This is a genomic window from Clostridium sp. LIBA-8553 (assembly GCF_057782465.1).
This window is the reverse complement of record NZ_CM173489.1, coordinates 3390443-3409754: the sequence shown is the minus strand read 5'-3', so window position 1 is coordinate 3409754 and position 19312 is coordinate 3390443. Positions and strand designations below refer to the sequence as shown.

Sequence of the window (19312 nt, the reverse complement as noted above, 5' to 3'; positions counted from 1 at the left end):
CGATAATTGCTTTAATATATAGCATAAGATAAAAAAATAAAATTAAAAACTAAATTAATGATAGATTAAGTTGTTTATTAGAGGAGGAATTTATTATGAAAAAAATATTATTAGTATGTTCAGCAGGTATGTCAACAAGTTTATTAGTTACTAAAATGCAAGAGGCTGCAAAAGCTAAAGGCGTAGAATGTGAAATAGAAGCAGTTGCAGAAGCAGAAGCTAAAAATAGAATAGATGAAATCGATGTATTATTATTAGGACCTCAAGTTAGATTCTTATTATCAAAATTCCAAGGATTATTAGCTCCTAAGGGTGTTCCTGTAGAAGTTATAGATACAATAGCTTACGGTACTATGAATGGTGAAAAAGTATTAAATAGAGCTTTAGAAATAGCAAAATAATTTAGATATTATAATATTTAAATTATTTAAAAGTAAAGAGACAGAAATTTAGGACAAAAGGAAGTGTGAAAATGGAAGAAATAATTATGAATTTAATAATCCACAGTGGAGAGGCTAGAAGTTATGCTATGGAAGCTATGCAACTTGCTAAGACTGGAGATATAGATGGAGCTAAAAACTTAATAGAGAAGTCAGCTGTTCAATTAGGTGAAGCTCATAAATCACAAACAGCTCTAATCCAAGGTGAAGCTGGTGGAGATAAAGCAGAAATATCAATGTTATTAATTCATGCACAAGACCACTTAATGACTACTATGACATTAAAGGACTTAGCAAATGAGATAGTTGATTTATATCAAAGAATAGAAGAAAAATAATTCTATTATCTTTATTACTCACATAAATAAGCTCTAATGTTTTAGCATTAGAGCTTATTAAATATATTCATAAGGAGGAAGTTTCAATGGAGTATATTATAGGTGTTGATGGTGGCGGAACCAAAACAGAAGCTGTTGCTTACAATTTAGAGGGAGAAGTTTTAAAAACATCGTTGAAAGGTTTTGCAAATCTTTTAAATGGTAAGGAAGAAGCTTTAAATAATATAGTAGATTCTATAAAAGAGCTTATTGATGAGTTAGGAAAAGAAGAGCTAAAAGGAGTTTATCTTGGAATAGCAGGAATGGAAGTTGGAGATAACACTAAATACATATTAGATGCAGTTAAAGAAACTTTTGATATAGAAGCATCACTTATGAATGATGGAGAATTAGCTTTAAAGGCAATGTTAAAAGGCGAAGATGGAATACTTGTAATTGCAGGTACTGGCTCAATCGTTTTTGGAATAAATGATGGAAAAGTGGCTAGATGCGGTGGATGGGGACATCTATTAGGTGATGAAGGTAGTGGATATAAAATATCTATAGATGCTTTAAAGAATATTCTTTTTGAAGAAGATAATTCTCTTGAGAAGTCGGATTTAAGCCTTGCAATAATGAAGGAATTTAATTGGAATTCTGTTGATGATATAGTTGAATTTGTTTATTCATCATCAAAGGATGAAATAGCTAAGGTAGCTCCTATAGTATCAAAATTTGCTGAGACTGGAGATAGTTTTTCAATAGGAATATTAGAAAAAGAGGCTATTGCTTTAGCAAAAACAACACAAAATGTTTATGAAAAACTAGAGTTTGAAAAATGTTCAATAGGGCTAGTTGGCGGCGTTGTGCGAAAAAGCAAAATTATGAGAGAAACATTTGAAAAATGCTTAAATGAGCATATAAATGTTATTGATTTTATAGATGAGAGTGTTTCAGCGGCAAAAGGCGCTTATTATATAAATTTAAAAGAAAGAAATAAACAATAGAGGAGAGGTCAAAATGAGAAGATTAGGAATATCAGTTTACCCAAGCCATAGCCCAATAAATGAAATTGTTGATTATATACATTTAGCAGGAAAATATGGATTTAAGAGAATATTTACTTGCCTTATATCAGCAAGTGATAGAAGTACCGAAGAAGTTATAGAAGAATTTAAAATAATGTTAAAGGCAGCCAATGAAGAGGGAATGGAAGTAATAGCTGACTTAGATCCAACAGTGTTTAAAAGTTTAAATGCATCAATAAATGATTTAAAAGTATTTAAGGACATGGGATTAAGTGGAATAAGACTAGACATGGGATTTAGTGGACAAGAAGAGGCTTTAATGACATACAATAAATATGGTTTAAAAATAGAGCTTAACATGAGTAATGGAACTAAATATGTAGATAATATAATGTCATACATGCCAAATAAGGATAATTTATATGGTTGCCATAATTTCTATCCTCATATTTACACAGGACTTGAGTATAATCATTTTATAAAATGTTCAGAACAATTTAAAGAGTTTGGATTAAAGACTGCCGCTTTTGTTAATTCACCAAGCGCAGATCATGGTCCATGGCCAGTTTCAGAAGGGTTATGTACTTTAGAAGAGCATAGGAATCTTCCAATAGAAGTACAGGCTAAACATCTTTTTGCAACTGGATTAATTGATGATGTAATAATAGCAAATGCTTTTGCATCAGAGGAAGAATTAAAAGCTTTAAGTGAAATAAATAAAGAAATGATAACTTTAGATGTTGAACTTGTTTCAGATATACCAGAAATAGAAAGAAAAATAGTGTTAGAAGAACCTCATTTTAATAGAGGAGATGTTTCTGCTTACATGATAAGATCAACTCAAAGTAGAGTTAAATATAAAGGACATAGTTTTCCACCATTTAATACTCCAGATATAAGAAGAGGAGATGTTTTAATTGATTCTGATTTATACACTAGATATGCCGGTGAACTTCAAGTAGCACTTAAAGATATGAAGAATGCTGGAAAGACTAATGTAGTAGGTAGAATTAAAGAAGATGAAATATTCTTATTAGATTATATAAAGCCATGGATGACATTTGGTTTTAGATTAAAAAAATAGTTTCCCCAATAATTGTATTATTCCTAATATAGAGAAGTGTATTAAAGTTTTTTTTAATACACTTCTTTTTAATTTAATTACATAGATGAAAAGTTTTGCTGATAATTAGCATGTAAGTTTATTTAAACTTGAATTGAGCTACATGAATTTTAAATAATTAAATTAATTTTATAGTGGTTATTACTTAAAATTGATTAAATTCCAAATACTAGTGTAAAAATACTAGAATTAATGCACAGAATATAAGAAATTATTACAAATGGCTGTGTGTGTAAAGGTTTTTTGCACAGAAAAAAGTTAGTGTGTAATCAATTTCTATTAAAAATTCTAGTGAAAATGGGGATTTGGGTGATTTTTAAATTATTTTAGTTTTGGCACGGTAATTGCTTTAATAATTAGTGTAGTCAAAAGAGAACGATAAGGAGGTTTAGGAGAAATGAAAGATGGTTTAAAAATTGTAACTATTGGCGGTGGATCAAGTTACACTCCTGAATTAGTTGAAGGCTTTATAAAAAGATACAATGAACTACCTATAAGAGAATTATGGTTAGTTGATATAGAAGAAGGTAAGGAAAAGTTAGAGATAGTTGGTAACTTAGCTAAGAGAATGGTTGAAAAAGCTGGAGTACCAATGGAGATACATTTAACTTTAGATAGACGAGAAGCATTAAAGGATGCAGACTTTGTAACTACTCAAATGAGAGTTGGATTACTAGATGCAAGAATAAAAGATGAAAGAATTCCATTAAGTCATGGAGTTATTGGACAAGAAACTAATGGTGCTGGTGGATTATTTAAAGCACTAAGAACTATCCCAGTTATCTTAGATATAGATAAGGATATGGCAGAACTTTGTCCTAATGCTTGGATTATAAACTTTACAAATCCAGCAGGTATGGTAACAGAAGCTTTAATCAGATATGGAAAGAACAAAAAAGTTATTGGATTATGTAATGTTCCAATAGGAATGGAGAAGGCGGCTGCAAAGGTTTTAGGTGTAGAGCATGATAGATTAAGAATGAATTTTGCAGGACTTAATCACATGGTATTTGGAACAGAGGTATTTGTTGATGGAGAAAATATGACAGACAAGCTTATTGATGCATTAGCAAATAGTGAAATTGGACAAATAGTTAAAAATATTTCAGATTTCTCATGGAATCAAGATTTTATAAGAGGTTTAGGTGTTATGCCTTGTCCATATCACAAATACTACTATCAAAGTCCACAAATGCTTGAAGATGAATTAAAAGAGTTTTCTAAGGGTGAAACTAGAGCAGAAGTTGTTAAGAGAGTTGAGGCGGATCTTTTTGAGCTTTATAAAGATCCAGAGTTAAACATAAAACCACCTCAATTAGAGAAAAGAGGAGGAGCTTACTATAGTGATGCAGCTTGTAGATTAATACATTCAATTTACAATGATAAATGTGATATACAACCTGTAGATGTCAGAAATAATGGGGCTATAGAAGGCATTGATGATGATTCAGCAGTTGAGGTTTCATGTTTAATAACTAAAGATGGTCCAAAACCATTAGCAGTTGGGAAATTACCTGTAGCCGTAAATGGATTAGTACAAGAGATTAAGAGCTTTGAAAGATTAGCAGTAGAAGCTGCCGTTGAAGGAAGTTATGAAAAGGCTGTACTTGCTCTAACAATTAATCCATTAGTAAGATCTGATGAATTAGCAAGAACTTTAGTAGATGAGTTATTAGAGGCTCATAAGGATTATTTACCACAATTCAAACATCATTTTGAAAAGAAAAATAAATAAGGAATTTATCTAGGTTATCTAAAAAGAAATCATCTTAATTTATTTATTGCATAGATAACCTAGATGTAATAAATAAAAGGAGGAATTATACATGAAAAAGTTTTTTGAATTTATGGAAAAATACTTTGTTCCTGTTGCCGCTAAAATAGGTGGTCAAAGACACTTAGTTGCAATTCGTGACGGTTTCGTAACTATCACTCCGCTAGTTATAGCAGGATCATTCGCAGTATTAATAAACAACTTAGGTTTTGAATGGTACCAAAACATGATGAACTCTTTCTTACCGGCTAACTGGAAGGATTTCGGAGGATCAATTTGGAATGCATCATTCGGAATAATGTCACTTTTAGTAGTATGTACAATATCATATCATTTAGCTAGATCATATGATAAAGATGGTATGGCTTCAGCTATGGTATCTTTAGGATCATTAATTATACTTTATACATTTAATCCAGATGGCGCTATGCCAATGACTTACTTAGGTGGATCAGGATTATTCGTAGCAATTATCGTTGCAATCGTTGCAACTGAGATATTTACTAGATTACTTGGAAATCCAAAGCTAGTTATTAAGATGCCAAATGGTGTTCCACCAGCAGTAGCTAAATCATTCGCAGCTTTATTCCCATCAATCATAGTATTAGTAATAGCTGCAGCTGTTAAGTATATCTTCGTTGGATTCGGAATAACTAACATTCATGAATCATTATTTATGTTAATACAAGCACCTTTACAAGGAGCACTTTCAAGTTATCCAGGATTAATGATATTAGTATTCTTCCAACAATTATTATGGTTCTTTGGACTACATGGTTCAAACATCTTAGCACCAGTAATAAATGCGGTATTATTACCTTTAACAGAAGCAAACATGCAAGCTGTTCAACAAGGATTAACTCCACAATTCATAGTAAACAGCCAATTCTTAGATTCATATGTAAATATGGGTGGATCAGGAACAACTATAGCACTATTAATAGCAATATTCTTAGTTGGTAGAAAGAGTAAGACTCAAATGATGATAGCAAAACTTGGTGCAGCACCAGGATGCTTTAACATCAACGAACCAGTTATATTCGGTATGCCTTTAGTATTAAATCCAATATACTTCATACCATTCGTACTTGCACCAATGGTTACAGGTACAATAGCTTACTTCTTAACATTTATAGGATTTGTTCCTAAGGTAACAATTATGGCTAACTGGACAATGCCACCAGTATTTGGAGCATTCTTATCAACTAACTCATTAATGGGTGCGTTAACAGCACTTATTTGTATAGCAGTAGCAGTATTAATCTACATTCCATTTGTAATGATTGCTACAAGAGAAGAGTTAAAATTAGAACAAGCACAAAACAACTAATTTAATATAAAAAAAAGCACTTTGATTAATTTCAAAGTGCTTTTTTACTTTTTAGAATAAATAGTAGTACTTATGTTTAATAATCTATTATATTTTTGATAAACTAAATTTAAAATGATTCTTAGAAAAGTTTTGATTTTCAGGATATTTTAAAATAAAAATCAGTTCAATATTAATTCTGATTATTAATTTTGGAGGCGAATTATGAGGTTAAATAAGGACTTTTTTAATAGAGATACACTAATAGTAGCAAAAGAATTATTAGGAAAGATTTTAGTTAGAAAGATTGATGGAGTTATATTAAAAGGGAAAATTGTTGAAACTGAGGCTTATATAGGAGCTATAGATAAGGCTTCTCATGCCTATGGAGGGAAAAGGACTAATAGAACAGAAACTCTCTACGCAGAGCCAGGAACAGTTTATATATTTTCAATTTATGGTATGTATTATTGTTTAAATCTAATAAGTGAAGAAAAAGACGTGGCAGCAGGGGTTCTTATTAGAGGAATTGAGCCTTTAGAAGGAATAGAAAAAATGAGCCAATTGAGATATAAAAAAAATTATGAAGAACTATCAAGTTATGAAAAAAAGAATTTTTCTAATGGACCATCAAAATTATGTATGGCTTTAGGAATAGATAAGAGGGATAACTGCATAAATACTATTAGTAGCGAAGAACTTTATGTTGAAGAAGATTTCTTAAATAAAGAAGCATTTTCTATTGTTGAGTCTAAAAGAATAGGGATAGATTATGCCGAGGAAGCTAAAGATTTTTTATGGAGATTTTATATTAAAGATAATAAATTTATATCTAAGAAATAATAATTAAATTTTAGTTTTTATCTTTTATTTAAATTTTAACAGGAAGGCATCTAAGCTATAATATTTAAATATTTATGGGGGAGTTTTTATGGGGATAAAAGATGCTAATAAGCAATATATAAAATTTGATACTTCTGTTCAGGTTCTTAAATATGAGGTTTTAAAAAGGATAGCAGAAAAAGAGTTTGATGGTGTTTTAGAAAAAGAAAAACTTAATATAGCTAAGGAAATAGTAGATGATTTAAAACCTAATGTAAGATGCTGTATATATAAAGAGAGAGCAATAGTTGAGGAGAGAATGAAGCTTGCTCTTGGTGGACATAAAAATAGAGAAAATATGATTGAGGTTATAGATATAGCTTGTGATGAATGTCCAGTTAATAGATTCATAGTTACTGATGCATGTAGAGGATGTTTAGCTAAAAAATGTAGAGATAATTGTAATTTTGGAGCTATAAGTTTTGATAATAGAAGATGTAAAATAGATTATGAAAAATGTAAGGAATGTGGTAAGTGTAAGGAAGTTTGTCCTTATAATGCTATAGCTGAGGTCAAAAGACCATGTATGAGAGCATGTATTCCTAAGGCTTTATCTTATGATGTTGATAGTAAAAAGGCCGTTATAGATGATTCTAAGTGTATTCAATGTGGTGCTTGTGTTATAGATTGTCCTTTTGGGGCCATAATGGATAAATCTTATTTAGTTGACGTTATACGATTATTGAAAAGTAAAGAAAAAACTTATGCCATTGTTGCACCGGCTATATCATCTCAGTTTAATCACAACAAAATTGGTAAGGTGATTACGGCTATAAAGAAATTAGGATTTGATGATGTTTTTGAGGCTGCCTTAGGAGCGGATTTGGTAGCAGTAAATGAATGTAATGAGTTTAAAGAAAAGGGGCAAGGTGAATTTATGACAACTAGTTGTTGTCCAGCATTTGTTTCTTATATAGAAAAAAATTATCCGGAACTTAAAGAATGTATATCTACAACTGTATCTCCTATGGTTGCTATGGCAAGATTAGTAAAATCACAAAATAAAGATGCGAAAACTGTATTTATAGGACCATGTATTGCAAAGAAGATGGAAGCTACTAGAAAAGACGTGGATGGAGATGTGGATTATGTTTTGACTTTTGAAGAGATACTAGCTTTACTTGATTCTAGAAATATAAAAATAGATGAGTGTGAGGAGGGTGAAACAAAAAATGGCTCTTTCTATGGAAGACTTTTTGCTAGGAGTGGAGGAGTTACTGAATCAGTTAAACATCTTATAGATAGTGAAGGTATAGATATTGATTTTAGACCAATAATAGGGGATGGAATCAAGGATTGTGATATGAAACTTAGACTTGCTAAATTAAAGAGAGCACAAGGAAATTTCCTAGAAGGAATGGCTTGTAAAGGTGGATGTATAAATGGACCAGGATCTTTAAACCATGATATGAAAAATAGCAAAGAAGTAGATAAATATAGTCAATTATCGTCCTTTGAAAAAATAAAAGATACATTAGTTGATATTAAATTTGAAGATTTAAATCTAGAGAAAAATAAATAAAATATTAGAATATAACCGATGTAAATATTAAAAAATAAAAAAGCCCTTACCTAGTTGCTTTTGAATAACTTAAAAGGAATTTAATCTCATGATTAAAGCATTAGAGTGATTAAAATCCTTTTAGTTTTTAAGTTAATAAGTAAGGGCTTTTAAATTTGCAAGATAAAAATTTAATTAGTTGTAATGAGTTAAAAGTATTTCAATTGGCTTTAAAATTAATTTTTTTACTTAGAAGCAAACAAAAGAATCAATTCTTCTTAAATCAACACCAAAGAAAACCCATCTGAATCCAGACCATCTCCAGCCAGAAACTGATTTCCTATCAACTCTAGTTAAATAAGCCCAGTAATTGCGGCCATTATTTTGCCAAATATAAGTGAATCGAAATAGACAGCCTCTTATAGATCCTGGACTAACAGCTTTTGTAGCGCCGCCTCCACCACTAAATGTTGCGTGTTGAACTCCGGTATCTTTTTTGGATGGTATATGAGAAGGTGGTGGTCCCATTGGTGAAGGAGGTCGAGGGTCTTGCCAGTTAGTAGGTGCAGGTAACATATTTGCTACATAGCCTACAGGTGCACTGTGGACAAAATCATGTCCCATATCTTTTATTGCGTAAGGTAAATCCTGAGCTATTGCTGGAATATTGGCAATAGTGTCTGGCATATTCTTAATAGCTGGAGGAATTAGTGAAAATTTTGAATTTGATTCACTTTCCCTAGCTCTATAATCTTCTACATAATTATAATTAGATCCATAATCAGGACTATAATCCTGAATATAATTATAACTAGATTCACAGTCAGGGTTATAATCTTCGATATAATTATAATTAGATCTATAATCAGGACTATAATCTTCGATACAATTATAGTTATATTCACAATCAGGGTTATAATTGTAATCAAATCTATAATCAGGACCATAATCTTCAATATAATTATTATTTATATCTCCTATGTCTCCAAAATCATTATAATATCTTTCAAAAAAATCATGACTTTCTTCTGGAATAATTTCAAATTCACCAACTTCGTCTATTTCTTCATTTTCATTAAAAAACCTAATAAAATCATTTGGATATATTATTTCCATAAGTATCTCCTATAAAATTTTTATTTAGTATTAAAGTATGCTTTTTATTATATAAAGGTGAATTTTACAGGGCTTTTAGAAAAGTTTAATAACCATAAAAAAATGTAGAGAATTGACGAAATAATTGTAGAATTTCAATGAATTCCATTGACAAAACTCTCTATATGTATAATAATTATAATTGCTTCAATAGGACAATGAAGTAGGTATAGGTTTGAAATTAAGTTAAGGTGCTAGGTGTTTTACATCTAGCACCTTAACTTTTTATTTTAAAATAAATTTTCTTCTTTAAAACTTTTTAAATATGCTTGACTATATAAATTTAATAAACTAAAATTGATAATAAGAATTTATCAATAAGATAAAATACACTTTAAATTGGTCCCGTGAGGCCAGAAAGAGGTATAATTATGTTAAATAGAATTTTTTGTTGTACAAAAAAACAGATAGAATTTAAAAATGAAATAGCTTTGTATTTTAATACAATTCCATATAAGAGATATAAAGAGGTATTAGAGTGATTGATTTTTTATGCAATCGCTCTAATACCTCTTTCTTTTAATTAAATAACATTTAGACGATGGCAATGGAATTAAGACCTTTTAAAGTGTGTTTTTAAAATATGATTTTAACTAGGAGGTCTAGAAATGAAAGCAAAGCTTATATTAGAAAATGGCGTAATATTTGAAGGTAAAGCCTTTGGATATTTAAAGGAGTGTGTTGGAGAGGTAGTTTTCAACACAGGAATGACAGGATATCAGGAGGTTTTAACTGACCCTTCTTATTATGGACAAATAGTAACTATGACATATCCGTTAATAGGCAACTACGGAATTAACTTAGAGGATTTAGAATCTAAGGAACCAAAAGTAAGAGGATTCATAGTAAGAGAAAAATGTCAGTATCCAAACAATTTTAGATGTGAATTAGAGCTTGAAACTTACTTAGCTCAAAATAAGATTTTAGGGCTTGATGGTATAGACACAAGAGCTTTAACAAAAATTTTAAGAAATAATGGAACAATGAAGGGAATTATAGTTTTAGATAATTCTAACTTAGAGGATGTTAAAGAGAAGTTGGAAGCTTTCTCAAATAAAGATGCAGTTTCAATAGTTTCAACTAATGAAAAATATGAAATATCAGGGGAAGGAAAGAAAGTAGCTATAATCGACTTTGGAATAAAGCAAAACATTATTAGAAACTTTGTAAAAAGAGGATGTAATGTTACAGTATTCCCTTATGACTTTAAGGCAGAAGAAGTTTTAGAAATAAATCCAGACTTAGTATTTTTATCAAATGGACCTGGAGACCCAGAGGATATGGGAGAAGCAGTAAATGAGATAAAGAAAATAGTTGGAAAGAAACCAATAGTAGGAATTTGTTTAGGACATCAATTATTAGCTTTAACCTTAGGTGGAGAAACTAAGAAGCTTAAGTTTGGTCATAGAGGATGTAACCATCCAGTTAAAGATTTAATAAATAACAGAGTTCATATAACATCACAGAATCATGGATACTATGTTGCTACTTTACCAGAAAATATGGAAATAACTCATGTAAGTATGAATGATGGAACAGTTGAGGGGATGAAACATAAAGAATTACCAATATTCTCAGTTCAATTTCACCCAGAAGCATGTCCAGGACCAAAGGATAGCGAATACATTTTTGATGAGTTTATGAAGTATGCACTATAAGGAGGAAGTAATATGCCATTAAATAAAGATATAAAAAAAGTTTTAGTAATAGGTTCAGGTCCAATAATAATAGGACAAGCAGCGGAGTTTGATTACTCAGGTACTCAAGCTTGTCAAGCTCTTAAAGAAGAAGGGGTTGAAGTTGTACTTGTAAACTCAAATCCAGCTACAATAATGACTGATAAGGAAATAGCAGATAAGGTTTATCTTGAGCCTTTAACAGTAGAATTTGTAGAAAAAGTAATAGCAAAAGAAAGACCAGATTCTCTTTTAGCAGGAATGGGTGGACAGACAGGATTAAATCTAGCTGTTGATCTTTATGAAAAGGGAATTTTAGATAAATATAATGTAAAAGTAATAGGTACTTCAATAGAATCTATTAAAGAAGGGGAAGATAGAGAACTATTCAGAGATATGATGAATAGAATTAATCAACCTGTTATTCAAAGTGAAATTATAACTGATTTAGATGCAGGTATAGCTTTTGCAAGAAAAATAGGATACCCAGTAATAGTTAGACCAGCCTACACTCTAGGAGGTACTGGTGGTGGAATAGCTAATAACGAGGAAGAGTTAATAGAGACATTATCATCAGGGTTACAACTAAGTACTATAGGACAGGTTCTTTTAGAGAAGAGTGTTAAGGGATGGAAAGAGATTGAGTACGAAGTAATGAGAGACTCTTTTGGAAACTGTATAACAGTTTGCAATATGGAGAACATTGACCCAGTTGGAATACACACAGGGGACTCAATAGTTGTTGCTCCAAGCCAAACTTTATCTGATAAAGAGTATCAAATGCTTAGAAGCGCATCAATAGATATAATAAATGCTGTAGGAATTGAGGGTGGATGTAACGTTCAGTTTGCTTTAAATCCACATTCATTTGAATATGCAGTAATAGAGATTAACCCAAGAGTTTCAAGATCTTCAGCATTAGCTTCAAAGGCAACAGGTTATCCAATAGCAAAGGTCGCAGCTAAAATAGCTTTAGGATATGGATTGGATGAAATAAAAAATGCCGTTACAGGAATGACTTATGCTTGTTTCGAGCCTTCACTAGACTATGTAGTTGTTAAAATTCCAAAATGGCCTTTCGATAAATTCCAAGGAGCAGATAGAGCTTTAGGAACTAAGATGATGGCTACTGGAGAAATAATGGCTATAGGAAGTAACTTTGAATCAGCTTTCTTAAAGGGTATAAGATCATTAGAAATAGGAAAATACTCATTAGAGCATAAAAAGTTTCAAAATCTTTCAATGTATGAGTTAAGAGAAAGGGTAGTTTCTCCAGATGATGAGAGAATATTTGCTTTAGCTGAAATGCTAAGAAGAGGATACAGAATCGATATGGTTTCAAAGATAACTGGTGTAGATATATTCTTCTTAGAAAAATTCAGATGGTTAGTTGAAGAAGAGCAAAAGCTTAAGCAAAGTACAATAGATGATTTAAATAGAGATTGGTTATATAAATTAAAGAGAAGAGGATTCTCAGACAAGGCAATAGCAGATATGTTAAGAGTTTCTCCAGATGAAATATATAGATTGAGAGATATATGGCACATAAAACCTACTTACAAAATGGTTGATACTTGTGGTGGAGAGTTTGAAGCATTATCACCATACTATTATTCAACATATGAGCAATATGATGAGGTAGTTGTTTCAGATAATAAGAAGGTTGTGGTTATAGGATCAGGTCCTATAAGAATAGGTCAAGGTATAGAGTTTGACTATGCATCAGTTCACTGTGTAATGGCTTTAAGAAAGCAAGGAATTGAAACAATAGTTATAAACAATAACCCAGAAACAGTAAGTACAGACTTCAGTATTTCAGACAAACTTTACTTTGAGCCATTAACTGAGGAAGATGTTTTAAATATAATAGATAAAGAAAATCCAGATGGAGTTATACTTCAATTTGGTGGACAAACAGCTATAAAACTTGCTAAGTTCTTAAAGGAGAAGAATATTCCTACATTAGGAACTACTTCAGATCAAATAGACTTAGCTGAAGATAGAGAACAGTTTGATGACTTACTAGAAAGATTAGATATAGCTAGACCAAAAGGAAAAGGTGTCTGGAACCTTGAGGAAGGATTAGAGGAAGCTAGAAGATTAGGATTCCCAATCTTAGTTAGACCTTCATTCGTTCTTGGTGGTCAAGGTATGGAAATAACTCATGATGAAGATGAGTTAACATACTACTTAACAAATGCTTTTGAAAAAGACTCTAAAAACCCAATACTTATAGATAAGTATTTAATGGGAAGAGAAATAGAAGTTGACGCTATATCAGATGGAGAAGATGTTCTTGTACCAGGAATAATGGAACATTTAGAAAGAGCGGGAGTTCACTCAGGAGATAGTATAACAATGTATCCAGCTCAAAATATTTCAGAAAAGATAAAAGCAGATGTTTTAGAATACACTAAAAAGTTAGCTTTAAGCATTGGAATAAAAGGTATGATAAATATTCAGTTTATAGAGTTTGAAGGAAAGCTTTATGTAATAGAAGTTAACCCAAGAGCTTCAAGAACAGTTCCTTATATATCAAAGGTAAGTGGAGTTCCAATAGTAGATATAGCTACTAGAATAATGCTTGGAGAAAAATTAAAAGACTTAGGATATGGTACAGGAGTTTACAAAGAGCCTGAATTAGTATCGGTAAAAGTCCCAGTATTCTCAACTCAAAAACTTCCTAATGTTGAGGTCAGCTTAGGACCTGAAATGAGATCAACAGGAGAGGTTCTAGGAGTAGGAAGAAATGTTTGGGAAGCATTATACAAAGGTTTCGTAGCGGCAGGAATGTACACAGGCGCTAAAGGTAAAACAATCTTAGCTACAATTAAAAAACATGATAAGGCTGAGTTCATGGAACTTGCTAAAGATTTAGATAAGTTAGGATATAACTTTGTAGCAACAGAAGGAACAGCTAAAGAATTAAGAGATGCTGGTATAGATGCTAAAGAGATTAGAAGAATAGGAGAAGAATCTCCAAATATCATGGATCTAATAAAGAATAAAGAGATAGACTTAGTTGTAAATACGCCAACTAAAGCCAACGATTCTAAGAGAGATGGATTCCATATAAGAAGAGCAGCCATAGAAAGAAACATTGGAGTTATGACTTCATTAGATACTCTTAAAGCCCTAGTAGATTTACAAAAAGAAGGAGCAGATAAGAGAGATTTAGAAGTATTTAACTTAGTATAAGTAAATACGATTCATATAAAAATTTAATTCTACTTAACTTCAGAATATTTGGAGTTAAGTAGTTTTTTTTATTTATTATCAAAATTATTGTTTTTTAATATGAGTTAGATTTTTTAGAGGTTAAATTATTTTATATATAAGAGGCATATTTTTATTTCGCTTTTAGTGAAACTATGCTTTTTAGTTATTTGTAGTTTAAAATTTGCATTTTAGTTAGGGCTCAGTTAGTTTTTTTAAATATGTGAAGAAAAAATAATTGATTTGTGGATAATTTTTATTTAAGGTAAATATTTTATACTAACTGAGCCCTTAGGCGCTAAATTTTCTATATTTTAAGCAATTTATGAAAATAAATTTAGGAAGAATCTTAATAGAAAATCAAATGTTAATTTAATTGTAGTATTTTTGTGGATAAAATATATTAAAATTTATTTTGAAACAAAAAGCTGTGAGAAAATATAAATTTTTTCTTTTGTGGATAAATATTTTTTTAGTTCATTGTGGATAAAATTAAAAATTTGATTCTGTGGATAATTTTTTGATTTTAGAAATGTGATTAAATTTAAAATTTAAGAATAAGAGGCTTGTTTTAAAAAGCACTTAGATATTATACTATAAAAATATTAATATTCAAGATAAAATTATAAATTATTGGGGGTGATTTTTATGGAAACAGCTAAAAGTATGGTGAAGAATTTTTTCATAAAAAGTATTTTGCTTATAATTTCAGTAGTCTTAGCGACGATATTTTATAAGCTAATAGTAAAAGAATGTATAGGTGTTTTTATAAAAATAGATTTGAGTGGTAAAAAAGGTTTCATAATATATAACTTTTTTAAGCTGACAAGTGTTATGCTTATTTATCAAGTTTTTTTAACTACAACTAGAATGAAAACTTCAAAATTATTTAAATTGTTTTTATTTGGATTATATGCAGGAACTATGTTTATACTTTTATTTGCTAGACCGAAAATGTCTAGGGGGTTCCAATTAGATCCATTTGCTGTTTTACATGGCCTAAGAGGTGATAAGACAGGTCAATTATATTTAATAGGTAATATTCTATTCTTTATGCCAATAGGCTATATATTAAGGAAATATAACTTTGTACTAGCTTTTATATTATCTGCATCTATAGAATTTAATATAGAGCTGGCTCAATATGTATTTAAAAGAGGGTACTTTGATTTAGGGGATATATTTATAAATTTAGTAGGAATATTTATTGCTTATTTTATTTGTAAAATTGCTCATTTTATTAAAGAGAGTATTTATAAAAGAGAAGAAGATGATGAAGTTAAAGATATTTCTTAAATATTAAAAAATAGTACTTATCCTAGAGAAAAAATAGAGAAATATACATAAAAATAAAGAAATTTATAGAAAAAAGGATGTAAAAAGAATGTTTACATCCTTTTTTTTCTTGACAAGCGAACATATGTTTTATAGAATTAAAAAGGAATAAGGGAACATAAGTTCTTATTAAATTTTTAGACAGCTTAGGAATATATATGACATTAACATAATATAATAGCATATAACAAATTTTAGGGGGTTAATTTATATGACTAAGAGCAGCGGTATGTTTGTAAAAATAAATTATAAAATGAATGGAGCAAATAGATTCCAAGGTGAGCATAAAGCTAAAATCTATAAAGATACAGCTGTAAGCAAGTATGTATTATGTGGTGGGTCATATTTTAGAAATAGAGGAACTATAATATTTCATGCCAATAATTTCAAAGAAGCAGAGGATATTATAAACAATAATCCATTTGTTTTTTATGAAGATTATTCATTTGAAATAGTAAGTAAAAATTCAATAAGCTTAGGAAATACATATCATTAATATAAAATAAAGAAACCAATGAAAAATCATTGGTTTCCTTTTAGTTTATAGTTATATATCTAATAAATTTCTTTTATAAGTAGAATAAAGTTCACTTAATTCACTCATATTTTTATCAACTTTGATTTGTAAATCTGAAGCTTTATCAAAATCTGATTCATTTATGGCATTTTTTAATTGAGTAAATAAACTTCTTCTATGGTAAGAGTCTTTCATTGTAATATGTCTTAATTCATTAATAGTCATCCAAGTTGAAACATCAAGGTCTAATGCCTTATCACAGCAGTGAAGTTGTTTAGCTTCTCTTATTTCTTTGATATATGAAGGAATTATTCTAGCTGTAATTTCTGTAGTCCATCTTTTTATAGCAGCCATTTTAAAGCTATTTATAAGTTTATCTGTAAATACTGAATTAACTTTTAATACTTCAAGTTTTTCCGGATATTTGTCAAATGCACTTAAGTTTTCATAAACAGTAGCAGGTGCTATTCCAAAGTATTCATTTCTTTGAGTATCTGTAAAGTCCTCAAATACATCTTCTTCACTTCTGTAAGCTCTAGATTTTTCTAAGTAATCTGCATCTTCACCTGGTTTTTTAGATAATTCTGCTAAAAGATCATCTTCAGTTTTGTTATTTTCTAAAGCATATTTTATACCATCTAACATAGCCATGTAGCTTGATGCTATGCAAAGGTAAGTATTTGTGAATGGGTTTGGTGATCTAAGCTCAAATCTAGTTGCTAGTGGGTTATGTGGATCTCTTATTAATCCAGCTAATATAGTTCTATTTCTAGATGGAATTTCAGGACTTTGACCTAATGATGTAACTATACAAACTGGAGCTTCAAATCCAGGTTTTAATCTCTTTAAAGAATCTGATGTAGCTGATATAAATGGATTCATTATTTCGTAATTCTTTAATATACCCATTATAGATCCATATCCAATTTTACTTAAGAAATGATTCTTAGTTGGATTAAATAAGTTTATAATTCTTCCGTCTTTTAATTTTAAACTTATGCTTAAGTGAGTGTGTTCTCCGCTACCAGCAACACCATCTATTGGTTTAGCAAGGAATGTTACTTCTAATCCGTTTCTTCTGAATGTTTCTTTAACTAAAGTTCTTATAAATAATTCATTATCAGCAGCTTGCATAGCATCTGAGAATTTCCAGTCTATCTCTAATTGCTCCATTATGTGATCAAATTGACCTGAAGAAGTAAGTTTAGCTTTTACCCCACCAACTTCTTTATGCCCCATTTCAGGCTCAAATCCATAGTCATCCATATATAATAGACTTTGTTCTAATGCAGTTCTGACATTTCCCTTAGTTCTTGTCCAATATTGTTCTTGTAGAACTTGAGAAGTTGAAAGTTCTTCGATTAAAGCCTTGTCATTTGGTGTTTTAACCCAAAATTCTAATTCAGTTGCAGATGTTAATAGAAGATCTTCGATATCATCGAAATTTACATTTAAATCATTTAGTGTTTCTGGGTATTTTTTTAGTAGTGAAAATAAATTTGATTTGAAAGTGTCAATTGAGTTCTTTAAGATATGTCTAGAGTCGACTGGTTTATCTTCGTGAATTAAGAAGCATGGTATTCTAAGAGTTCCTACTGGTCTATTAGTTAAAGGGTCTATGAAGTCGTAATTGTAATCTATAAACCATTTACAATCTAAATCGGCGATCATATCTACCTTTGCGTTATTTAAAGTTGCTATTCCTGGAAGGACAACTGATGAACCGTCTGTTTGTACAGCGGTGCCGTGAAGAAAAGAATCTATATCTTTTAAAAATAACTTAGCAGGAATTTTTTCGTCAGTATCGTTACCGGCTAAGTCTACCCCAACTAAAGATACAAATTTTATTTCCGGGTGATCTTCAAAAATTGAAATTAAACTTTCTTTGTTATGATGTTTCTTAGAAATTGTAAATAATAAATCTTTACTCATAATTATTTAGAAGTACTACAATTATAGTAAGAAATTTTAGGATAATTGTAATAGCCCCCTGTTCACATCCTTTCATTCTTGTAATTTGATAACTATTTGTCTGCTTTTATACGTATAATAATATGGGTTTTAGGATAAAATATTCGTTATGTAAATATTCTTAAAAAAATTTTATTACAATAGTATAGTACTGTCAATATATTTTATATTTTAATATAAGTGTAAAAATGAATTTTGATAGATTTATTTAATAGAAAGTTATAAAATTATCTTAAGATTATAACAAGTAATTAAAAGCGAGGGATAGCGATGCAAGAAGATTTAAATAATGCGCCTATAGGTTTTTTTGATTCTGGCTTAGGAGGCTTAAGTGTTTTAAAGAAAGCCTTAGAAATAATGCCAAATGAAAATTATATATATTATGGAGATTCTAAGCATGCACCTTATGGGGAAAAAACTCCACAAGAGATAACAGAACTTTCATTTAATGCTATGGAATTTTTAATACAAAAGGGAGTTAAGGCAATTGTAATAGCATGTAATACTGCGACTTCAGCAGCAGCGCATGATCTTAGAGAGTATTACAAACATATGCCTATAATAGGAATAGAACCTGCTTTAAAACCAGCAATAAAGCTACATGAAACTGGCTCAGTCATAGTAATGGCAACAAAGGCAACTTTAACTCAAGAGAAATTTAAGAAGCTTATGGATAACTATGGAGAGCATAGAGAAGTCATATCTCTTCCATGTCCAGGACTAGTTGAGTTTATAGAGTCAGGAGATTTAAATGGAGAAGATGTAAAAAGCTTCTTAAGAGAAAAATTAAATCCTTATATGGACAGAGAGATTTCAAGTATAGTTTTAGGATGTACTCATTATCCTTTTGTGAAAGATGTCATACAGGAAATCGTTGGAGAAAAAGTAGACATAATAGATGGAAGTGAAGGTACAGTAAGAGAGTTAAAGAGAAGATTAGAAGAAAATAATATTGAATCAGAATCAAAAGAAAAAGGTACATTAGAGATATTTAATTCATTAGAAGATAAGAAAATATTAGAGTTAAGTAAAAAGCTTATAGAAACTAAATAATAATTTAAGAATCTA

General features: G+C 30.1%; 15 protein-coding genes. 13 read left to right on the top strand and 2 right to left on the bottom strand.

Translation table 11 applies throughout. The features are described 5' to 3' along the window. Nucleotides 1-95: 95 nt before the first annotated feature. From AC2JAQ_RS15505 to AC2JAQ_RS15470, 8 genes are all read left to right on the top strand, one after another. Nucleotides 96-401 carry a PTS sugar transporter subunit IIB gene (locus tag AC2JAQ_RS15505; protein WP_423239620.1) on the top strand — a complete coding sequence of 102 codons (306 nt, stop codon included), beginning with the start codon at nucleotides 96-98 and terminating at the stop codon, nucleotides 399-401. A gap of 71 nt (nucleotides 402-472) precedes the next feature. Next, entirely contained in the window at nucleotides 473-778 is a 306-nt protein-coding gene (locus AC2JAQ_RS15500; protein ID WP_488457177.1) for a PTS lactose/cellobiose transporter subunit IIA, read from the top strand. Between the two features lie 86 nt (nucleotides 779-864). Further along, complete coding sequence (locus AC2JAQ_RS15495; RefSeq protein ID WP_488457176.1) at nucleotides 865-1764, top strand: N-acetylglucosamine kinase; 900 nt, start codon at nucleotides 865-867, stop codon at nucleotides 1762-1764. 13 nt (nucleotides 1765-1777) lie between these two features. After that, the gene (locus AC2JAQ_RS15490) at nucleotides 1778-2869 is read left to right on the top strand and encodes a DUF871 domain-containing protein (protein WP_488457175.1); all 1092 of its coding nucleotides are present in this window, start codon (nucleotides 1778-1780) and stop codon (nucleotides 2867-2869) included. A gap of 436 nt (nucleotides 2870-3305) precedes the next feature. After that, nucleotides 3306-4643 (top strand): 6-phospho-beta-glucosidase, encoded by a 1338-nt coding sequence (locus AC2JAQ_RS15485; protein ID WP_488457174.1) that lies wholly within the window; start codon nucleotides 3306-3308, stop codon nucleotides 4641-4643. Between the two features lie 91 nt (nucleotides 4644-4734). Next, nucleotides 4735-6012 (top strand): PTS sugar transporter subunit IIC, encoded by a 1278-nt coding sequence (locus AC2JAQ_RS15480; protein ID WP_488457173.1) that lies wholly within the window; start codon nucleotides 4735-4737, stop codon nucleotides 6010-6012. Nucleotides 6013-6216: 204 nt separating this feature from the next. Then, entirely contained in the window at nucleotides 6217-6834 is a 618-nt protein-coding gene (locus tag AC2JAQ_RS15475; RefSeq protein ID WP_488457172.1) for a DNA-3-methyladenine glycosylase, read from the top strand. An 88-nt stretch (nucleotides 6835-6922) separates the two neighbouring features. Further along, nucleotides 6923-8395: a 4Fe-4S dicluster domain-containing protein gene (locus AC2JAQ_RS15470; protein ID WP_488457171.1), complete on the top strand. Its 1473-nt coding sequence runs from the start codon at nucleotides 6923-6925 to the stop codon at nucleotides 8393-8395. A gap of 228 nt (nucleotides 8396-8623) precedes the next feature. Here the strand turns inward: AC2JAQ_RS15470 and AC2JAQ_RS15465 are convergent, their stop codons facing one another. Then, nucleotides 8624-9490, bottom strand: coding sequence for a hypothetical protein (locus tag AC2JAQ_RS15465; protein ID WP_488457170.1), 867 nt, complete (start codon nucleotides 9488-9490; stop codon nucleotides 8624-8626). 647 nt (nucleotides 9491-10137) lie between these two features. Between AC2JAQ_RS15465 and AC2JAQ_RS15460 the strand changes: the two genes are divergently transcribed. From AC2JAQ_RS15460 to AC2JAQ_RS15445, 4 genes are all read left to right on the top strand, one after another. After that, nucleotides 10138-11187: a carbamoyl phosphate synthase small subunit gene (locus AC2JAQ_RS15460; protein WP_488457169.1), complete on the top strand. Its 1050-nt coding sequence runs from the start codon at nucleotides 10138-10140 to the stop codon at nucleotides 11185-11187. 12 nt (nucleotides 11188-11199) lie between these two features. Beyond that, on the top strand, nucleotides 11200-14403 hold the full coding sequence (gene carB / locus AC2JAQ_RS15455) for a carbamoyl-phosphate synthase large subunit (protein ID WP_488457168.1): 3204 nt from the start codon (nucleotides 11200-11202) through the stop codon (nucleotides 14401-14403). Nucleotides 14404-15069: 666 nt separating this feature from the next. Continuing rightward, the gene (locus tag AC2JAQ_RS15450) at nucleotides 15070-15717 is read left to right on the top strand and encodes a VanZ family protein (protein WP_488457167.1); all 648 of its coding nucleotides are present in this window, start codon (nucleotides 15070-15072) and stop codon (nucleotides 15715-15717) included. Between the two features lie 250 nt (nucleotides 15718-15967). Then, nucleotides 15968-16252, top strand: a complete 285-nt coding sequence (locus AC2JAQ_RS15445; protein ID WP_488457166.1) for a hypothetical protein — start codon at nucleotides 15968-15970, stop codon at nucleotides 16250-16252. Between the two features lie 51 nt (nucleotides 16253-16303). On the opposite strand, the gene AC2JAQ_RS15440 is transcribed toward AC2JAQ_RS15445, so the two are convergent. Then, nucleotides 16304-18205 carry a type I glutamate--ammonia ligase gene (locus AC2JAQ_RS15440; RefSeq protein WP_488457165.1) on the bottom strand — a complete coding sequence of 634 codons (1902 nt, stop codon included), beginning with the start codon at nucleotides 18203-18205 and terminating at the stop codon, nucleotides 16304-16306. A gap of 309 nt (nucleotides 18206-18514) precedes the next feature. Between AC2JAQ_RS15440 and murI the strand changes: the two genes are divergently transcribed. After that, nucleotides 18515-19297, top strand: coding sequence for a glutamate racemase (murI, locus tag AC2JAQ_RS15435; protein WP_488457164.1), 783 nt, complete (start codon nucleotides 18515-18517; stop codon nucleotides 19295-19297). The last annotated feature ends 15 nt before the right edge of the window (nucleotides 19298-19312 follow it).

Coding starts and splice junctions, on each gene's coding strand:
- AC2JAQ_RS15440 (WP_488457165.1), bottom strand. CDS start 18,205: ATGAGTAAAGATTTATTATTTACAATTTCTAAGAAACATCATAACAAA.
- AC2JAQ_RS15480 (WP_488457173.1), top strand. CDS start 4,735: ATGAAAAAGTTTTTTGAATTTATGGAAAAATACTTTGTTCCTGTTGCC.
- carB (WP_488457168.1), top strand. CDS start 11,200: ATGCCATTAAATAAAGATATAAAAAAAGTTTTAGTAATAGGTTCAGGT.
- AC2JAQ_RS15495 (WP_488457176.1), top strand. CDS start 865: ATGGAGTATATTATAGGTGTTGATGGTGGCGGAACCAAAACAGAAGCT.
- AC2JAQ_RS15475 (WP_488457172.1), top strand. CDS start 6,217: ATGAGGTTAAATAAGGACTTTTTTAATAGAGATACACTAATAGTAGCA.
- AC2JAQ_RS15490 (WP_488457175.1), top strand. CDS start 1,778: ATGAGAAGATTAGGAATATCAGTTTACCCAAGCCATAGCCCAATAAAT.
- AC2JAQ_RS15505 (WP_423239620.1), top strand. CDS start 96: ATGAAAAAAATATTATTAGTATGTTCAGCAGGTATGTCAACAAGTTTA.
- AC2JAQ_RS15450 (WP_488457167.1), top strand. CDS start 15,070: ATGGAAACAGCTAAAAGTATGGTGAAGAATTTTTTCATAAAAAGTATT.
- AC2JAQ_RS15500 (WP_488457177.1), top strand. CDS start 473: ATGGAAGAAATAATTATGAATTTAATAATCCACAGTGGAGAGGCTAGA.
- AC2JAQ_RS15470 (WP_488457171.1), top strand. CDS start 6,923: ATGGGGATAAAAGATGCTAATAAGCAATATATAAAATTTGATACTTCT.
- AC2JAQ_RS15465 (WP_488457170.1), bottom strand. CDS start 9,490: ATGGAAATAATATATCCAAATGATTTTATTAGGTTTTTTAATGAAAAT.
- AC2JAQ_RS15460 (WP_488457169.1), top strand. CDS start 10,138: ATGAAAGCAAAGCTTATATTAGAAAATGGCGTAATATTTGAAGGTAAA.
- murI (WP_488457164.1), top strand. CDS start 18,515: ATGCAAGAAGATTTAAATAATGCGCCTATAGGTTTTTTTGATTCTGGC.
- AC2JAQ_RS15485 (WP_488457174.1), top strand. CDS start 3,306: ATGAAAGATGGTTTAAAAATTGTAACTATTGGCGGTGGATCAAGTTAC.
- AC2JAQ_RS15445 (WP_488457166.1), top strand. CDS start 15,968: ATGACTAAGAGCAGCGGTATGTTTGTAAAAATAAATTATAAAATGAAT.